Below are 15,925 nucleotides of genomic sequence, written 5' to 3'. Positions count from 1 at the left end.
GATAGACGTTGCGCATGAAGTGGTGCGCATGAAGTGGTACGCGGACGGCGCCGCGCGGTTCACCCGTCAGGTCATCGCCGACGTGCTGGCGCTCGGCTGGGTCGCGTTCTGGGTCTGGTTCGCGCTGGGCGCACGGGACGGCGTCCTCGCCGCCCGAGCCCCCGGCGACGGCCTGGTCAGCGCGGGCAACCGCGTCCACGACGCCTTCTCCGACGCGGCGGGCAGCGCGGGCCGCGTGCCGGTGGTCGGTGACGACCTGGCAGGCGCCCTGGGCAAGGGCACCGACGCGGGCACGACCCTGTCCGACGTCGGCCGCTCGCAGATCGAGGCGGTGGAGACGGTCGCCCTGTGGCTGACGGTGGCGCTGATCGTCCTGCCCGTCGTGTTCCTGCTGATCACCTGGCTGCCGCTGCGGGTGCGGTTCGCGCGCAGGGCGTTCGCCGCCAGGCGGCTCCGCGACACGGGCCGCACCGACCTGCTGGCACTGCACGCGCTCAACACCATGTCGCTCGCGCAGCTGGCGAGGTTCGACGGCGATCCGGTGGACGGCTGGCGGCGCGGGGACCCCGAGGTGATCGCGACGCTGGCATCGCGCAGGTTGGCGCGGCTGGGCATTCGCGGGTAGGCCGCCTGCCGGCCTTTGGCCTACGGTATCTGGTCTACGGAATTCTGTATGCAAAATCCAGTCGGCTAGTAGTGGGCGCGCCTAGGTTCGTTGTGGGCGGATCAAACGGGGGATGGGCTGGAGCGTCAGCCTGTTCACCGCTGTCTGGAGCCAGCAGGCAAGGCTGAGAATGCGGGCTGCCTACCGTCGCCGGAGTCGATGCACCGATAGGCCTGTCCCGGACTCCGCGGGTCCAATCGCCGAGGTCGACTGCTCGGCAGGCTGATCGGTGGCTGTGCGCCTGCTTGTTGCTGTGCCGGTGAGTCGATCCAAGTCCACGCGAGCCCGTTCGCCAGGGGTGAGCGGGTCGTCGCGTTGGCCTGGGGCCTGTGGGCATGCTGGTCGTGCGGCTGTAGGCCGATCTTGACCCCCGCGAGCCCGCCCGCCCAGTCCACCCGCCCAGCTCAAGCGCTCAGCTCAAGCGCTCGTCAAGCCGGCCCGGAACCCTCGCCCCTGTCTACCGCCGCCAGGCCCTCACCGGACCCACCTCGTGATCCAGGTGCTCGCGTCACCGAACCCACCCGCAGACCGCCTGCATGCAGACGACTGCCTGCTGTCGTCGGGGTCGAGCGGTCAGTACACCGGACCCGTGTACTTCTCACCCGGTCCGGCGCCCGGCGCGTCCTGCACCACCGACGCCTCCCGGAACGCCCGCTGCACCGACTGGAGCCCGTCCCGCAACGGCCCCGCGTGCGGTCCCAGGTACTCGACCGACGCGGTGATCAACCCGGCCAGCGCGGTGATCAGCCTGCGCGCCTCGTCGAGGTCGCGGCGGGGGCTCGTGTCGGGATCCTCGTCGGCCAGGCCGAGGCGTTCGGCGGCGGCGGACAGCAGCATGACGGCCGCCCTGCTGATCACCTCGATGCTGGGCACCTCGGACAGGTCGCGGACGTCGACTTCGGGCTGCTCGGTCACCCCGCCATTGTCGCAAGACGCCCGAGTGGGTCGCCGATTCGGGGGTTGACAACCGCATCTGCTACTCTTTACGGCGCGACCAGCCCTCGTTCGTGCGAGGGCGGCAAGTGGAGCCCCGCTCCCACCCGTGCAGCCGTCAAGGCGGCCGGGTTCCGGTCCCAGCAGAAGGCCACCGTGCCGTTCTGCCTGACGCGTTCGCGCGTCGGCTCGGGTGATCGGTCGGAGGCGGGCCCCGCACCAGCAATGGTGTCGGGGCTCTTGTTTTTGGCGCACAACGAGTCTCAAAGGACGTGAATGACAAGTCCCTCGAACCGAGGTGCTCCCGCCAGCACCGAGCCGCGCATCAACGACCGCATTCGGGTGCCGGAGGTCCGTCTAGTTGGACCGAACGGCGAGCAGGTCGGGATCGTTCGCATCGAGGACGCGCTCCGACTCGCCCAGGAAGCGGATCTTGACCTCGTGGAGGTCGCCGCGCAGGCTCGGCCGCCGGTTTGCAAGCTCATGGACTACGGCAAGTTCAAGTACGAGAGCGCGCAGAAGGCCCGCGAGTCACGCCGCAACCAGCAGCTGACGGTCATCAAGGAGCAGAAGCTCCGGCCGAAGATCGACCCGCACGACTACCAGACGAAGAAGGGCCACGTGGCCCGGTTCCTGTCCGGTGGTAACAAGGTCAAGGTGACCATCATGTTCCGCGGTCGCGAGCAGTCGCGTCCGGAACTGGGTTACCGGCTGCTGCAGAAACTGGCGGAGGACGTCGCCGAGCTGGGCTTCGTCGAGTCCAACCCGAAGCAGGACGGCCGCAACATGATCATGGTGTTGGCGCCGCACAAGACCACGAAGACCCGTCCCCTGAAGCCGGACTACGGCGACGGTGTGGACGTCGCGTCCGAGCAGGACGCGGGTACAGCGCAGGAGTGATCTTGCGGCTTCGGCCGCAAGGCGCATGGCCGCCCCATCCCGGTGGCAGCACGAGACGAGGACGGAAATGCCGAAGAACAAGACGCACAAAGGGACCTCCAAGCGGATCAGGGTCACCGGTAGCGGCAAGCTGCTTCGCGAGAAGGCGGGCAAGCGCCACCTGCTCGAGAAGAAGTCGAGCAAGCTGACCCGGCGGCTCAGCGGCACGGTCGAGGTCGCGAAGAACGACGTGCCTCGCCTGAAGAAGCTGCTCGGCATCTGAGCCTGCCCCACCCCCTTGGACACCGGGGCCCCGGCGCCACCCGCCGGGCCCCACGAGATCGACAGGATGAACAGTGGCACGCGTCAAAAGGGCCGTGAACGCCCACAAGAAGCGCCGTACCACCCTTGAGCTCGCCAGCGGCTACCGCGGCCAGCGCTCGAGGCTGTACCGCAAGGCCAAGGAGCAGGTGCTCCACTCGCTCGGCTACGCGTACCGCGACCGCCGTGCGCGCAAGGGCGACTTCCGCAAGCTCTGGATCCAGCGCATCAACGCCGCGGTCCGCGCGAACGGCATGACCTACAACCGCTTCATCCAGGGTCTGCGTCTGGCCGAGATCGAGGTCGACCGCAAGATCCTGGCCGAGCTGGCCGTCAGCGATCCGGCCGCCTTCACCGCGATCGTCGAGCTGGCCAAGGCCGCCATGCCCGACGACGTGAACGCGCCGCTGGCCGAGGACAAGGCCTGAGCGACCACACTCGCGCACAACGACCCGAGGCAGCTCCGTTCACCGAACGGACACCTCGGGTCGTTGCTGCTCGGAGGCTGACCCGCCGTCCGGGCAGGGACCGCGCAGAACAATTCCTCGCCGAGGGCGCCCAAGCCGTCCGCGAGGCGCTCGCCTGGTCCGCCTCGGGGCGCGGCCGGGTCCACGAGCTGTTCGTCACGGACACCGCGGCCGAACGCAACCAGCCGATCGTGCACGCCGCGGTCGACGCGGGCGTGCGGATCAGCGTGATCACCGACAAGGCCGCCGCAGGCCTCTCGGAAACCGTGACGCCCCAGGGCCTCCTCGCCGTGTGCGATCCGGTCGACGTGCCGCTGGACGTCGCGCTGCGCGGCACGCCGCGACTGGTCGCCGTCCTGCACGGCGTCACCGACCCCGGCAACGCGGGCACGGTCGTCCGCGTCGCCGACGCGGCGGGCGCCGACGCGGTGATCTTCGCGGGCGACACCGTCGACCCGCACAACGGCAAGTGCGTGCGCGCCTCCACCGGCAGCCTGTTCCACCTGCCCATCACCCGCGCCCGCGACGCGGACGAGGTCTTCGACGCCTGCCGCACGGCGGGTCTCACGCTCGTCGCCGCCGACGGCTACGCGACCGACGACCTGGACACCGCCGACCACCGCGGCGACCTCGGCCACCCCACGGCGTGGGTGTTCGGCAGCGAAGCCCACGGCCTCCCGGACACCGTCATCGCGACCCTGGACACCTCCCTCAAGGTCCCGATCTACGGCAGCGCGGAGAGCCTGAACCTCGCGACGGCCGCCGCGGTGTGCCTCTACGCCTCGGCGAAGGCGCTGCGGAAGGTGTGAGTCGGGGCGCGAACCCGCGCTAACCCGGCCACGCCGATCCAGTGGACGGCTTCGGCAGCGCTTCGAGCCGGGTGCACGCCGCCGTGGCCTCGGCCGTCGGCGGGGTCGGCGCGGGCGGCAGCTCCCGCAGCTTGATCAGCTCCTCGTACTCCGCACCGGTCAACCCCATCGACTGGTAGTCGAGCCCGCTCGCGTCCGGCGACGTGCGGATCCGGTCCAGCCAGTAGAGCAGCCGGTCCGCGCACTGCACCACCGGATCACGCGGGGGAGGGGCCTGCGTCGTGGACGACACCGCGGGCGGGGGAGAGGGCGACCCGCACGCCACCACGGCGAGCAGCAGCGAGACCACGGCGACCCACCGCACGCCTCAGCCCTCCAGTCGCGCCGTCAACGCCCGCACCAGCGGGTCCGTCCCGGTTGGACGGTCGAGTTCGGTCAGCGCGTCCTCCAGCACCGACACGACCTCCGCGACCACCTCGCCCGGAGTCTCGTCGCCGAGCAGCGCGGCGGCTCGCCGCGCGGCGGTCTCCGCCGCCGCCGCGTCACCGGACCGGAGCCGGAACCGGCCACCGCGCGCGACGAGGAACGCCTGCCAGCCCTCGTCCTCCAGGTCGATCGCGGCCTGCTCGGCCAGGGCGTTCTGCTCGATCGCCAGGTCGTACTCGCCAGCCTGCGCGTGCAGGAACGCCCTGATCGCGGCGATCCGCGCGGCGATGTGCGTGCGCACGCCGCTGTCCTCGATACCGGGCAGCAGGCGTTCCGCCTCGGCCAGCGCGGCCAGACCCTCGGTGGACTCGCCCGCGGGCAGCACGTTCGCCGCCTCGACCCACGACCCGGCGGCCTCACCGGGCTGGTCGATCAGCATCCAGAACCGCGCGGCCTCGGAGTAGGTGTGCGACGACTCGACGAGCTGGTCGAGCCTGCGGCGCGCGTTGGCGAGCGCGTCCAGCGCGACCGCACGCTGCCAGTGCTCGTCGGGGCCGATGTGCTCCAGGGAGATCGTCAGGTGGCGCAGCGCGGCCTGGTTCTCGCCGAGCTGCGCGCACGTCTGGCCGAGCCGGAAACGCACCTGGAGCCCCAGTTCCGCCTCGACCCCGGCCGACTGGACCAGCCTCAGCGCCTCCTCCAGCGTCTCGGCCGCCTCCACGAGCCTGCCGGTCTTGAGGTAGCCACCGCTCAGCGAGTAGCACGCCTGCGCGGTGTGCGCGTCGCCGCCGTACTCGCGGCACGCGGCCACGGCCTCGCGCAGCTCGCCCAGGTGGGTGGCCTCCAGGCCGAGTTCCTCGACGGTCACGGCCCGCAGCCGCTGCGCTTCAGCGCGCCACCGCCCAGGGTACCGGGCCGCCCTCGCCACCAGGGCGTTGGCGGTGCGCACGGCCGCATCCCCTTGCCCCAGAACGGTTTCCAGCCGCAGCTTGATCCGCGTCCCGTCGAACCGCACGCTCTCCGGCAGGTCCTCGGCCAGCACCTCGGCGACCGCGGCGAGCGCCCCCTCCAAGTCCTGGCAGCGGGCCAGGTGCTCGGCCTGGTCCACCCGCACCCTGGTCACCAGCTCCGGCGCTTCCGCCGTGGCCTGGGCGTGCGCTTCGGCGAGCAGGAACTCGGCGGGCTCGTGCTCGTGCGCGTGGTCGAGCAGCTCCGCCAGCACGAGCCGGGCCAGCACGGCGGTGAACGGCCTGCCGTGCGCGTCGGCCTCGGTCAGGCACTCCTGGGCCACGGCGGTGCTCGCCTCCAGCCCGTCCTCCAGCAGCCGCCACACGGCCAGCCGAGCCCGGTAGCGGTTCGCCAGGTCGGCCTCGCCCGCGTCGGCGAGCTGGGCGACGACGTCGGCGAACCCGGTCAGCAGCTGCTCGCGCGGGATCCGGGACGCGTTCGCGGTCAAGCGCTTCGCCATGAGCTGCGCGGCCAGCGCGTCCGGCAGCAGCGCGTCCATGTCCGCGGGCAGCGACCGCAGCAGCCTGCTGCCGGTGATGAAGTCGCCCGCGTCGAACGCCGCGTTGGCGCGCTCCGCCAGCTCGACCGGGTCCGACGGGAGGTCGAGTTCGTCCAGCTCCTCCACGACGTCCGCGGGCGTGAGGACGGGAACGGCCAGCGGCACGTGCCCGGTGTCGGGGCGCTCCAGCGTTTCGCGCACCCGGTCGCCGACGGCGCTCGTGCCGTTGCGCTCGTCGAAGCGCTCGGCCCACGACAGCGCGGACGCCTCCAGCTCGGCGCGCAGTTCCCCCGCGCTCATGCTGCTGGTGGTGACGCCGTCGACCTGCGGCACCTCGAACCGGACGTCCTCGCCGACGCGGCTGAGCAGCAGGGCCGCGGCGGCGGCGAAGTCCATCGCCTCGGCCGGGCTGGTGGACTGGTGCACGCGGTGGAGTTGCCCGGAGAGCAGGTCCACGCCCCTGGCCGCGTGGCCCGAGGTGGCGCAGAACTCCAGGTGCGCGTTGAGGTAGCTCGTGAGCTCGTCGTCCTTGATCAGCCTGCACGCCACCAGGTGCGCGTTGCTCGCCCGCTCGTGGTCGCCCAGCGCGACGAACGCGGGCAGCAGCGCCGTCAGGATGCCCTGCGGCTGCGTCGAGCACGTGGTTTCCTGCCGCAGCACGGGTTCCGCGAGCGCCACGGCCTCCGCGTGCCGCCCGAGGCGGGTCAGGTGGGCGGCCTGGTCCTCCACGACGCACGCCTCGCAGTCGCTCATCGGACCGCGGTCGAGCGCGAGGAACCTCGTCAGGTGCTCGCGGTACGCCTCGTCGTCGCCGACGTGCAGCGCGAGGGTCGCCCGCACGCCGTGCACCGGCTGCATCGAGAAGCCGTGCTGCCGGTAGCGGTTCTCGAACTGGTCGACCACCGCGTTGAGCTGCGCCAGGCTGAACCGCGGGTCGCGCCGCAGACCGTTGGCGATCCACTTGTGGCACCAGTCGAACGTGTGCGACTCCCAGCGCCCGAAGTCCTCGGGGCCGCGCTTCTCCGCCGCGGTGCACCACGCGAACGGCGCCAGCATCAGGTCGTAGCGGCCGAGGTCGTAGCAGGAGCGGATCAGCGCCACCCGGCACGACACCGCGAGCTGCTGGTGGTCGGCCGCGTCCGCGACCCGCGCCGCGCGTTCGAGCGCCTCGTGCCGGGCCATGCCCGGCGGCAGGTGGTAGGCCTCGGTGAACTGCTCCTCGGCTGCCAGCTTGTCGGTCATCGGTCCCCCACGGCCCGGTTGAGCAACTCCAAGAACGATCGGTTGAGCGCTGCGGTGTCCTTGGGCCGCATCGGGCGCCGCGCCTGGAGCAGCGCGTGCACGTACAGGGATTCCACGGTCAGCTCGACCAGTGACGGGTCCGACAGCGCGGCCAGCCTCCGCACCAGCGGGTTGCGGCAGTTCAGCACGAGCTGCTGGCTGGCCGTCGACGCCTCGCCCAGCAGTTCGCCGAGCAGCTCCGCCCACAGCGGGTCCGCCTCACCGGAGATCTCCTCGGCGTCGCGCTTGCGCTCACCGTCCACGTTGGAGATGAGCAGCGCGGGCAGCGACACGGGGTCGAAGTCGCGCGTCACGGCCTCGCAGTCGTGGCGGTCCAGCACGCCCCGCGCCTCCGCCAGCCGCGACTTCAGCTCGGAGTCGAACAGCGGCTCCGGGTGGTCCAGCGCGGCCAGCAGCTCGCCTGGCGCGACCTGGCGCGCGGCCACGGCGCCGTCCAGCGCCACCAACCGGTCCAGGATCTCCACGTCGTAGGCGTAGCCCGCGTTCAGCAGCCCGATGCCCTGCGCCTGCGCGACCGGGGCGAGCTGGCGGAACTCGTCCACGTTCGGCACGTACAGCACGGTGCCGTGCATCCGGCGGAACTGCCGCAGCGGCACCGCGCCCTCGGTCGTCTCGAACGGCAGCCAGCGCTCGACCAGCCGCAGCATCTCGTCGTCCGCGCGCGCCAGCGACTTGATGCCGAGGTGGTGCGCGGACAGGAGCTGCGACGTGCGGTCCGGGTCGGTCGCGTCCAGGCGCACCAACCAGTCCCGCACCTGCTTGCCCAGCTCGTCGCGCACGGCCAGCAGCGTTTCATCCTGGTACAGGGATTCCCGGCTCGCGGTCGGCCGCAGCGCCGACGAGTCGACCACGCAGCGCACGAAGTACGCCCAGTCCGGCAGCAGGCCTTCGACGCCGTCGCCGACCAGCATCCGCTTCAGGTACACCCGGTGCGACTGGCGCGTGCCGGGGTGCACGCCCTCGGGCAGCACGAACGCGACCCCGGTCAGCCCCACCGCGGGCACCTCGATCGGGATGGCGTCGAACGGCCGGAACCCGAACAGCTCCTCGCCGTAGTCGGCCATCCGCTCGCCGAGGTCGGTGCCGGTCTCCTCCGACCGCCGCCCCCACGGCAGCTCGCCGGTCGTCGCGACCTCGCCCGCGACGCGCACCACGACCGGCAGCAGGTCGCCGTACTCGGTCACCAGCACCCGCACCATGTCCGTCGTCAGCCAGTGCTCCGCGTCGCGGTTCGGCACCAGCTCGATCGTCGTGCCGATCGCGTCGTGCGCGCCGTCGTCGACCTCGACCCGGTAGTTGCCGGACGCGTCCGCCGTCCACCGCACCGCGGGACCGCCCCCGGCTGACCGAGTGGTCAACCTGATCTCCTCGGCGACGAGGAAGGCCGACAGCATCCCGACCCCGAACTGCCCGAGGAAACCCTGCCGCGCGAACCCCAGGTCGTCTCGTTTGGACGTCTTGCCGAGGGTCGACAACAGGTCGTGGACCTCGTCCTCCGACAGACCGATCCCGGTGTCCGTGACGCGCAGCACACCCCCCGTCACCTCGACGGGCTCGATGTGCACCTCGGCGGGAGCGTCCGGGTCGAGGGCGCGGCGCGCGGTGATGGCGTCGACCGCGTTCTGCAGCAGTTCTCGCACGTAGACGCGGGGGCTGCTGTAGAGGTGGTGGCTGAGCAGGTCGATCATTCCGCGCAGGTCGACACCGAAGGTGTGGGACATGGGTGTGCTGCTCACCTCGGGGTCGCGTGGCCTGGACCTCGGATCCTAGTGCGCCGCGTGGCCTCGCAGGCGTTCGTTTCCACTAGCCGGGCAAGTGCAGCACCTCGACCGGGCCGCCCGACCACCGCGGGGGGACGACGGCGAGCGCGTCGGCGAGGGCCGCGCCCCACAGCGTGCCCGGACGGTCATGGCCGACCGGTGCGGCCGTCGAACCGGACAGGACCACGGGAACCAGTCGGGTGTCCCGAGGGTGCGCGACCACGTCCGATCGCAGGTGGGCGGTGACCGCCGGTTTCACCGACCGCCCCGCCAACGCTCCGACCAGCGGTTCCACCAGCGTGGCGCACGCGCCGAGCGCCGCGAACGGGTTGCCCGGCAGCCCGACGACGCACCGGCCGTCCGGCAGGACGGCCAGGAGTTGCGGATGCCCCGGCCTGCACCCGACCCCGGCCACCCGGACGTCGGCGCGCAGCTCTCCGAGCACCGTCCGCAGGTGGTCGGCTGGACCCTTGGAGGTCGCACCGCCCACGAGCAGGACGTCGACGCCCTGTCTCCGCAGCGCATCGGCCAGCGGTTCCGCCTGGTCGGGGACGTGCACGACGTCCACCAGTTCGGCACCGGCCGCGGCCAGCACGCCGGGGAGCACGGGCCCGATCGCGTCCCGCACCTGACCGACCCCCGGTGTTCCCGCCCGAACCACCTCGTCACCGGTCAGCACCACCGCCACCCGCGGCCTCCGGTGGACGCGCAGGACGTCGTGACCGGCAGCGGCGGCCAGCCCGAGAACGGCGGGGGAGACGACCGTGCCCGCGGGCAGCAGCTCCCGACCCCGCTCGCAGTCCTCACCCCTGCGACGAACGTGCTGACCGGCGCGGACCTCACCGGTGACCGTGCGGCCGACGAGAACGGCCCGCTCGATCGGCAGCACCGCGTCAGCGCCTCGGGGGACTGGGGCGCCGGTAGCGATACCGACAGCCTGACCGGGCGACAGGATGAGGTGTCCAGTCGACTGCATACAGTGTCCCGAAGCCTGTGCGTGTTGGCGTGCGTCTGCGCGCGATTCACACGATTGAGCGGACTGCGCAGGGGGCCCAGTCTGATCGACCACGTCCACGCGGGTCGATTCCGCGGCACCCAACCGCCCGCCATTGGTTGGTGGCGGCTCCGCGGCACCTGCTCGCACCGGTTCCGCGACACTCGCTTGAAGAGTGTTCGCTCGCCCGCCGCCTGTTCGTATCGGTGCTGTGGTGCCCACTTGCTGGTCATCCGTTGGTGGCGGCTTTGAGGCACCTGCTCGCGTTGGTTCCGTGGCACTCGTTTGAACAGTGTTTCCTCGCCTGCCGCTTGTCCGCATCGTTTCCGCGGCACTCATCCGCTGCCCCTCCGCTTGTGGCGGCTCTGCGGCTCCTGTTCGCACCGGCCCCACGGCACTGGTCTGGCCCGCGTCTGCTCGCTCACCGCCTGTTCGCATCGTTTCCGCGGCGCCCATCCGCTGTCCCTCCGCTCTCGGCGGCTCTGCGGCACCTGCTCGCGTCGGGTCCGCGGCACTCGCTCGAACAGCGTTCCCCCGCCCGTCGCCCGTCCGCGTCGGTTCCGCGGCACTCGCCTGATCGACACCCGTCCAGCCGACACCCACCCCGGTCGACGATGCGTCAGCCGCCCACCGCGCACTCGCCCGCCCGGTCTCCACCCACCCGGCACCCGTCGGAAGCAGGCGCCCGCCCGCCCGAACCTCCCCCACCAGCGACCACGGTGGAGGACCGGCGACGGCGTACCCGTCCATCGCGGACGTGTCGAAGGCGGGCATGGCGGTGTGTGCGGTGAGCGGCTCGGCGAGCGTGGCGCCCAGCGCGTCCGCCAGCGGCACCTCCACGGCCTCCAAGGGCTTCGCGGCGTCTCGGGCCGCTTGTCGGGCTTCTGGCCAGCTGGTCATGAGATTGCTCCCGACGTGGACATCCGGCACGGGCGGTGTTATACAAGAGGCTACTTAATACTGTATACGATCTCCAATGTTAGTGGGGTGGGAGTATGCCCGAACCACAGGAGATGCGGGACGTCTACGGCAGGCGCTACCGCGTGGGCGAGACGGACCGGGACCTGGTGGGCCGGTCGAGGAACTGGGTTCTGTGGTCCGCCTGGGCGGCGATGCTCGCCGCCGGGGTCCAGCAGTACGGGTTCGGCGCGGTGGTGCCGGTGCTCGTGGAGACCCACCGGCTGACCGACGTGGTCTGGGCGCTGGCGCTGTGGACCGTCTGCCAAGCGGCCACGGCGTTCCCCGCCGCGCGGCTGCGCGACCGGGGCCGCCTGTCCCCGGCGTTCGCCGTGGTCACGGGCGGCGTGCTCTGCGGGACCGGGCTGGCGACCCTGGCCCACGCCACCAGCCTCCCCGTCCTCTACCTGGGCTACTCGCTGCTGGGAGGCGTCGGCGCGGGCCTGGTGTACGCGGCCTGCGTGGGCACCGTGGTCCGCTGGTTCCCCGAGCGTGTGACGTCGAAGGTGGGGATCGTCAGCGGCGCGTTCGCCTACGGCTGCGTGCCCTTCGTGCTGGCCGCGGGCTTCGTGTTGGACACAGGCAGCAGGATCCCGTTCCTCGACATCGCCGCCCTGGTGGTGCTCGTCCTCATCGTCGCCGCGGGCGTGACGCTGAAGGACCCGCCGCGGCACTGGTGGCCCGCGCACGTCGAACCCCGCGCGTGGGCGCTGGACAAGGCCCGGCGGCGCAACCAGTCGGCGGTCCGCCAGTACCTGCCCGCCGAAGCGCTGCGCAGCGGAGCGGGCGCGCCGATGTTCCTCGCGGTGGCGCTCGCGGCCGCCGTGTCGCTGTTCGACCTTGCCTTCCTGGCCACGTTCAGCGGCACCGACCCGCTGTGGGCCGCGGTGGCGCTCAGCGCGCTCGCCGCCTGCACGGGCGGCGGCCGGGTCCTGGTCGGCCGCGTCTCCGACCACCTCGGCCGCAGACGCACCTGGTACCTGTCGCTGCTCACCGGCAGCGCCGCCCAGTTCGTCCTGCTCTGGGGCGGCACGCACGACAGCCCGGCCGCACTGCTGTGGGGCGCGTGCCTGGCGGGCCTGGGCACGGGCTGCTGCTACACCCTGCTGGTGGCGCTGGTCCGCGAGTTCTTCGGCGAGGAGAGCGGCCTGCAGAACTTCGGCCTCCTCTACAGCGCGAAGGCGCTCGGCGGGGTGCTCGGCATCGGCGTCGCGGGCGCGGTGGTCACCAGCCACGGCTACCCGGTCGCGTTCGTCGCGGCCGGGCTCGTCGGCCTGATCGGCGCGCTGCTCACCAGGGCGCTGGTGCAGCCGGGCCGCTCCCGACTCCTCCCCACGCCATGACCGCCGCGCCGAGGCTGTCGCGCGGCAGGCACCCCACGCCGGGCCACGGCCAGTGCCTGCTGGAACTGGTGTCGACGCTGGCGGGTGAGGTCTGGTCGGACCGCCCGGCCGCCGTCCACCCGGTGCTGGCGTCGATCGCCAGGTCCGTCAACGACGAGTGCACCGACGACGGCAGGCAACTCCTGTTCCCGTTCGCCGCGCGGCTCCTGCGCACGACCCGAGCGCCGGTCGTGGACCTGGTCCTGCACTGCGCGGCGCTGGCGGGCGTCAAACCGCTGCGCGGCAGGCTGATCGCGCCCACCGTCGTCGCGCACGCGACCAGGATCATCGCCCTCAGGGCGGGGGACCGCCGCGACGAGGTGCTGCACCGGCTGCTGACCGACTGCCTGGCGCTCTGCCACGACCCGACGACGAACTGGTGGACCAATGGGAAGAGTGACGACCAGACGCAGGGTGTTGCGCGTGCTGGAGGGGAAGGCGACCGCGCGGCCGGACACCCTGACCGTGGAGGAACCCCTGGAGATCCGGGTCGGCGGGAAACCCCTGTCCGTCACGATGCGCACCCCCGGTGACGACTTCGACCTGGCCGCGGGGTTCCTGGTCGGTGAGGGCGTGACCAGGGCGGTGTCGGACGTGGCCGCGATCCGCTACTGCGCGGGCGCCACGGCCGACGGCGTCAACACCTACAACGTCCTGGACGTGAGCCTCGCCGACGGCGTCGCGCCACCCGACCCGTCGGTGGAGCGCAACTTCTACACGACGTCGTCGTGCGGCCTGTGCGGCAAGGCGAGCCTGGACGCGGTGCGGATGGCGTCCACGTGGTCGGTGCGCGACGACCCGCTGCGGGTCGACCCGGCGACGCTGTCGTCGCTGCCGGACAAGCTCCGCGCGGCGCAACGGGTGTTCGACCGGACGGGAGGCCTGCACGCGGCGGGCCTGTTCTCCGCAGGCGGTGAACTCCTGTGCCTGCGCGAGGACGTCGGCAGGCACAACGCGGTGGACAAGGTCATCGGCTGGGCGGCGCGGTCGAACTGGCTGCCCGTCACCGGGACCGTGCTCGTGGTCAGCGGACGGGCGTCGTTCGAACTGGTGCAGAAGGCCGTGATGGCCGGGATCCCGGTGCTGGCCGCCGTGTCCGCGCCGTCGTCGCTCGCCGCCGAGCTGGCGGCGGAGATGGGCCTGACGCTGGTCGGGTTCCTGCGCGGCCCGTCGATGAACGTCTACACCGGAGCGCACCGGCTGGGTCTCGTGCCCGCGCCGGTGTGAACGGGCTTCCCCCGGGGCCTTCGGGAGCGCGAGCCCCGAAGGCCCCGGGGGTTCACGCCTCCAGCGCGGCCCGCACCAGCGCAGCCGTCTCGCCGGGCGTGCGCCCGACCCGGATCCCCGCCGCCTCCAGGGCTTCCTGCTTCGCCGCGGCCGTGCCGGACGAGCCGGACACGATCGCGCCCGCGTGGCCCATCGTCCTGCCCTCGGGCGCGGTGAACCCGGCGACGTACCCGACGACCGGCTTGGAGACGGTGTCCCGCACGAACTCGGCGGCCCGTTCCTCGGCGTCGCCGCCGATCTCGCCGATCATCACGATCAGCTCGGTCTCCGGGTCCTCCTCGAACGCGGCGATGGCGTCGATGTGCGTGGTGCCGACGATCGGGTCGCCGCCGATCCCGACGCACGTGGAGAAGCCGAAGTCCCGCAGCTCGTGCATCAGCTGGTAGGTCAGGGTTCCCGACTTCGACACCAGCCCGATGACGCCGGGTTTGGTGATGTCGGCCGGGATGATGCCCGCGTTGGCCTTGCCGGGGGAGATGACGCCGGGGCAGTTCGGCCCGATGATCCGCGTCCGGCCGGACTCCACCGCGTGCGCCCAGAACGCGGCGGTGTCGTGCACCGGGATGCCCTCGGTGATCACGACCGCCATCCCGATCCCGGCGTCGACGGCCTCGACCACCGCGTCCTTGGCGAACCTCGGCGGCACGAACAGCACGGACACGGTCGCGCCCGTCTCCGCCATCGCCTCGGCCACGTCGCCGAACACCGGCAGCGCTCGTCCGTCGAAGTCGACCGCCTGCCCCGCCTTGCGGGCGTTCACGCCGCCGACCACGGTCGTGCCCGCGGCCAGCATCCGCCGCGTGTGCTTGGTGCCCTCGGATCCGGTCATGCCCTGCACGACGACCCGACTGCCCTCGTCGAGGAAGATCGCCACCTCACACCCCCCCGCGCCGCGAGCGTGGCCGCCTGGTGGGCCGCGCCGTCCATGGTGTCCGCCAGAGTGATCAGTGGATGGTCTGCGGTGTGCAACATCCGGCGTCCTGCATCCACGTTGTTCCCGTCCAGTCGCACGACGATCGGCTTGTGCGCACGGTCGCCCAGGATGTCCAGCGCCCGCACGATCCCGTCGGCGACGGCGTCGCACGCCGTGATGCCGCCGAAGACGTTCACGAACACGCTGCGCACACCGGGGTCGCCGAGGACGACCTCCAGGCCGTCGGCCATCACCTGGGCCGACGCGCCGCCGCCGATGTCCAGGAAGTTCGCCGGTCCCGACCCGCCCAGTCCGGCGCTCGCGTCCGCCACGACGTCCAGCGTCGACATCACCAGCCCGGCGCCGTTGCCGATGACGCCGATCTCGCCGTCGAGCTTGACGTAGTTGAGGCCCTTCCGGTGCGCCGCCCGCTCCAGCGGGTCGCCCGCGTGCTGGTCGGCGAACCGGGCGTGCGCCGGGTGCCGGAACGCGGCGTTGCCGTCCAGCACGACCTTGCCGTCGAGCGCGAGGATCTCGCCGGACGCGGTGCGCGCCAACGGGTTGACCTCGACCAGCGTGGCGTCCTCGGCGACGAACACCTCCCACAGCGCGACGACGACCGGCGCCACCTCGTCCGGGAGGCCCGCCGCGGCGACGATCTCCCGAGCCCTGCCCAGGTCGACGCCCGCGAGCGCGTCGACCGGCACCCGCGCGAGCGCGGACGGGGTGGACGCGGCGATCTCCTCGATCTCCACGCCGCCCTCCGCGGAGGCCATCGCGAGGAAGGTCCGGTTCGCCCGGTCCAGCAGGAACGAGAAGTAGTACTCGGCGGCGATCTCGCAGGCCGCGGTCACCAGCACCTCGTGGACGGTGTGCCCCTTGATGTCCATGCCGAGGACCGCGGCCGCCGCGGTGGCCGCGTCGTCGGGTGACGGGGCGAACTTCACGCCGCCCGCCTTGCCCCTGCCGCCGGTCTTGACCTGCGCCTTGACCACCACGGCTCCGCCGATCGAGGTGGCGGCTGCGCGGGCCTGGTCCGGTGTGGTGGCGACGAGCCCGGCGGGCACCGGCACTCCGTGGGCGGCGAACAGGTCTCTCGCCTCGTGTTCGTAGAGGTCCAAGGCGGCCGTCCTCTCTGCGCGCGACCGGGCCGCACGGGCCTGGGACCCCGTGCGGCGACCGGTCTGGGAGGGATAACGGGCCGACCGGGTCACGTCACCGAAATCTTCCTGACGCCCTCTGGACATCGGCCCCAACGAGGCGTAACTATATGCCTACCCCATACGGTATGCAATCTACAGAGAACATCACCGGAGCGGCCAGC

The 15,925-nt window shown here is 72.1% G+C and carries 15 protein-coding genes; 8 read left to right on the top strand and 7 right to left on the bottom strand.

Going from position 1 to position 15,925, the window contains the following annotated elements; genetic code table 11:
• Nucleotides 1–28 precede the first annotated feature (28 nt).
• On the top strand, nt 29–625 hold the full coding sequence (locus VFZ92_RS00365; RefSeq protein ID WP_330873592.1) for a hypothetical protein: 597 nt from the start codon (nt 29–31) through the stop codon (nt 623–625).
• Nucleotides 626–1,237: 612 nt separating this feature from the next.
• Here the strand turns inward: VFZ92_RS00365 and VFZ92_RS00360 are convergent.
• Nucleotides 1,238–1,579: a DUF1844 domain-containing protein gene (locus tag VFZ92_RS00360; RefSeq protein WP_330873591.1), complete on the bottom strand. Its 342-nt coding sequence runs from the start codon at nt 1,577–1,579 to the stop codon at nt 1,238–1,240.
• A 294-nt stretch (nt 1,580–1,873) separates the two neighbouring features.
• On the opposite strand from VFZ92_RS00360, the gene infC reads away from it, so the two are divergent.
• From infC to VFZ92_RS00340, 4 genes are all read left to right on the top strand, one after another.
• Nucleotides 1,874–2,497, top strand: coding sequence for a translation initiation factor IF-3 (infC, locus tag VFZ92_RS00355; RefSeq protein ID WP_330873590.1), 624 nt, complete (start codon nt 1,874–1,876; stop codon nt 2,495–2,497).
• A gap of 67 nt (nt 2,498–2,564) precedes the next feature.
• Nucleotides 2,565–2,759: a 50S ribosomal protein L35 gene (gene rpmI, locus VFZ92_RS00350; protein WP_259629493.1), complete on the top strand. Its 195-nt coding sequence runs from the start codon at nt 2,565–2,567 to the stop codon at nt 2,757–2,759.
• Nucleotides 2,760–2,832: 73 nt separating this feature from the next.
• On the top strand, nt 2,833–3,225 hold the full coding sequence (rplT, locus tag VFZ92_RS00345) for a 50S ribosomal protein L20 (protein ID WP_259629492.1): 393 nt from the start codon (nt 2,833–2,835) through the stop codon (nt 3,223–3,225).
• A complete protein-coding gene (locus tag VFZ92_RS00340; protein ID WP_330873629.1) occupies nt 3,222–4,073 on the top strand; it encodes an RNA methyltransferase in 852 nt (283 codons plus the stop codon). Before rplT ends, VFZ92_RS00340 begins: the two co-directional genes overlap by 4 nt.
• Before the next feature lie 19 nt (nt 4,074–4,092).
• On the opposite strand, the gene VFZ92_RS00335 is transcribed toward VFZ92_RS00340, so the two are convergent.
• The 4 genes from VFZ92_RS00335 to VFZ92_RS00320 form a co-directional block, all read right to left on the bottom strand.
• A complete protein-coding gene (locus tag VFZ92_RS00335; protein WP_330873589.1) occupies nt 4,093–4,437 on the bottom strand; it encodes a hypothetical protein in 345 nt (114 codons plus the stop codon).
• Nucleotides 4,438–4,440: 3 nt separating this feature from the next.
• The gene (locus VFZ92_RS00330; protein ID WP_330873588.1) at nt 4,441–7,248 is read right to left on the bottom strand and encodes a hypothetical protein; all 2,808 of its coding nucleotides are present in this window, start codon (nt 7,246–7,248) and stop codon (nt 4,441–4,443) included.
• Nucleotides 7,245–9,029, bottom strand: coding sequence for an HSP90 family protein (locus VFZ92_RS00325; protein ID WP_330873587.1), 1,785 nt, complete (start codon nt 9,027–9,029; stop codon nt 7,245–7,247). The genes VFZ92_RS00330 and VFZ92_RS00325 overlap by 4 nt, the downstream gene beginning before the upstream one ends.
• 82 nt (nt 9,030–9,111) lie before the next feature.
• Nucleotides 9,112–10,962, bottom strand: a complete 1,851-nt coding sequence (locus VFZ92_RS00320) for a molybdopterin molybdotransferase MoeA (RefSeq protein WP_330873586.1) — start codon at nt 10,960–10,962, stop codon at nt 9,112–9,114.
• A 95-nt stretch (nt 10,963–11,057) separates the two neighbouring features.
• Here VFZ92_RS00320 and VFZ92_RS00315 point away from each other — a divergent pair, with 95 nt between their 5' ends.
• Genes VFZ92_RS00315 through fdhD form a run of 3 tightly spaced genes read left to right on the top strand, consistent with a single transcriptional unit; the run spans nt 11,058 to nt 13,628 of the window.
• Nucleotides 11,058–12,362, top strand: a complete 1,305-nt coding sequence (locus tag VFZ92_RS00315) for an OFA family MFS transporter (protein ID WP_330873585.1) — start codon at nt 11,058–11,060, stop codon at nt 12,360–12,362.
• Nucleotides 12,359–12,934, top strand: a complete 576-nt coding sequence (locus VFZ92_RS00310) for a hypothetical protein (protein ID WP_330873584.1) — start codon at nt 12,359–12,361, stop codon at nt 12,932–12,934. The genes VFZ92_RS00315 and VFZ92_RS00310 overlap by 4 nt, the downstream gene beginning before the upstream one ends.
• On the top strand, nt 12,825–13,628 hold the full coding sequence (gene fdhD, locus VFZ92_RS00305) for a formate dehydrogenase accessory sulfurtransferase FdhD (protein WP_330873583.1): 804 nt from the start codon (nt 12,825–12,827) through the stop codon (nt 13,626–13,628). Before VFZ92_RS00310 ends, fdhD begins: the two co-directional genes overlap by 110 nt.
• Nucleotides 13,629–13,680: 52 nt before the next feature.
• On the opposite strand, the gene sucD is transcribed toward fdhD, so the two are convergent.
• Together sucD and sucC are read right to left on the bottom strand one after the other, a co-directional pair.
• Complete coding sequence (gene sucD, locus VFZ92_RS00300) at nt 13,681–14,562, bottom strand: succinate--CoA ligase subunit alpha (RefSeq protein WP_330873582.1); 882 nt, start codon at nt 14,560–14,562, stop codon at nt 13,681–13,683.
• Nucleotides 14,514–15,722, bottom strand: coding sequence for an ADP-forming succinate--CoA ligase subunit beta (gene sucC / locus VFZ92_RS00295; protein ID WP_330873581.1), 1,209 nt, complete (start codon nt 15,720–15,722; stop codon nt 14,514–14,516). Before sucC ends, sucD begins: the two co-directional genes overlap by 49 nt.
• Between the last annotated feature and the right edge of the window lie 203 nt (nt 15,723–15,925).

It is taken from the genome of Umezawaea sp. (genome assembly GCF_036375055.1).
GTDB lineage: Bacteria > Actinomycetota > Actinomycetes > Mycobacteriales > Pseudonocardiaceae > Umezawaea.
This window is presented reverse-complemented; position numbering and strand designations above follow the sequence as displayed.

Coding starts and splice junctions, on each gene's coding strand:
- VFZ92_RS00330 (WP_330873588.1), bottom strand. CDS start 7,248: ATGACCGACAAGCTGGCAGCCGAGGAGCAGTTCACCGAGGCCTACCAC.
- VFZ92_RS00325 (WP_330873587.1), bottom strand. CDS start 9,029: ATGTCCCACACCTTCGGTGTCGACCTGCGCGGAATGATCGACCTGCTC.
- infC (WP_330873590.1), top strand. CDS start 1,874: ATGACAAGTCCCTCGAACCGAGGTGCTCCCGCCAGCACCGAGCCGCGC.
- VFZ92_RS00315 (WP_330873585.1), top strand. CDS start 11,058: ATGCCCGAACCACAGGAGATGCGGGACGTCTACGGCAGGCGCTACCGC.
- VFZ92_RS00320 (WP_330873586.1), bottom strand. CDS start 10,962: ATGACCAGCTGGCCAGAAGCCCGACAAGCGGCCCGAGACGCCGCGAAG.
- VFZ92_RS00365 (WP_330873592.1), top strand. CDS start 29: ATGAAGTGGTACGCGGACGGCGCCGCGCGGTTCACCCGTCAGGTCATC.
- VFZ92_RS00310 (WP_330873584.1), top strand. CDS start 12,359: ATGACCGCCGCGCCGAGGCTGTCGCGCGGCAGGCACCCCACGCCGGGC.
- rpmI (WP_259629493.1), top strand. CDS start 2,565: ATGCCGAAGAACAAGACGCACAAAGGGACCTCCAAGCGGATCAGGGTC.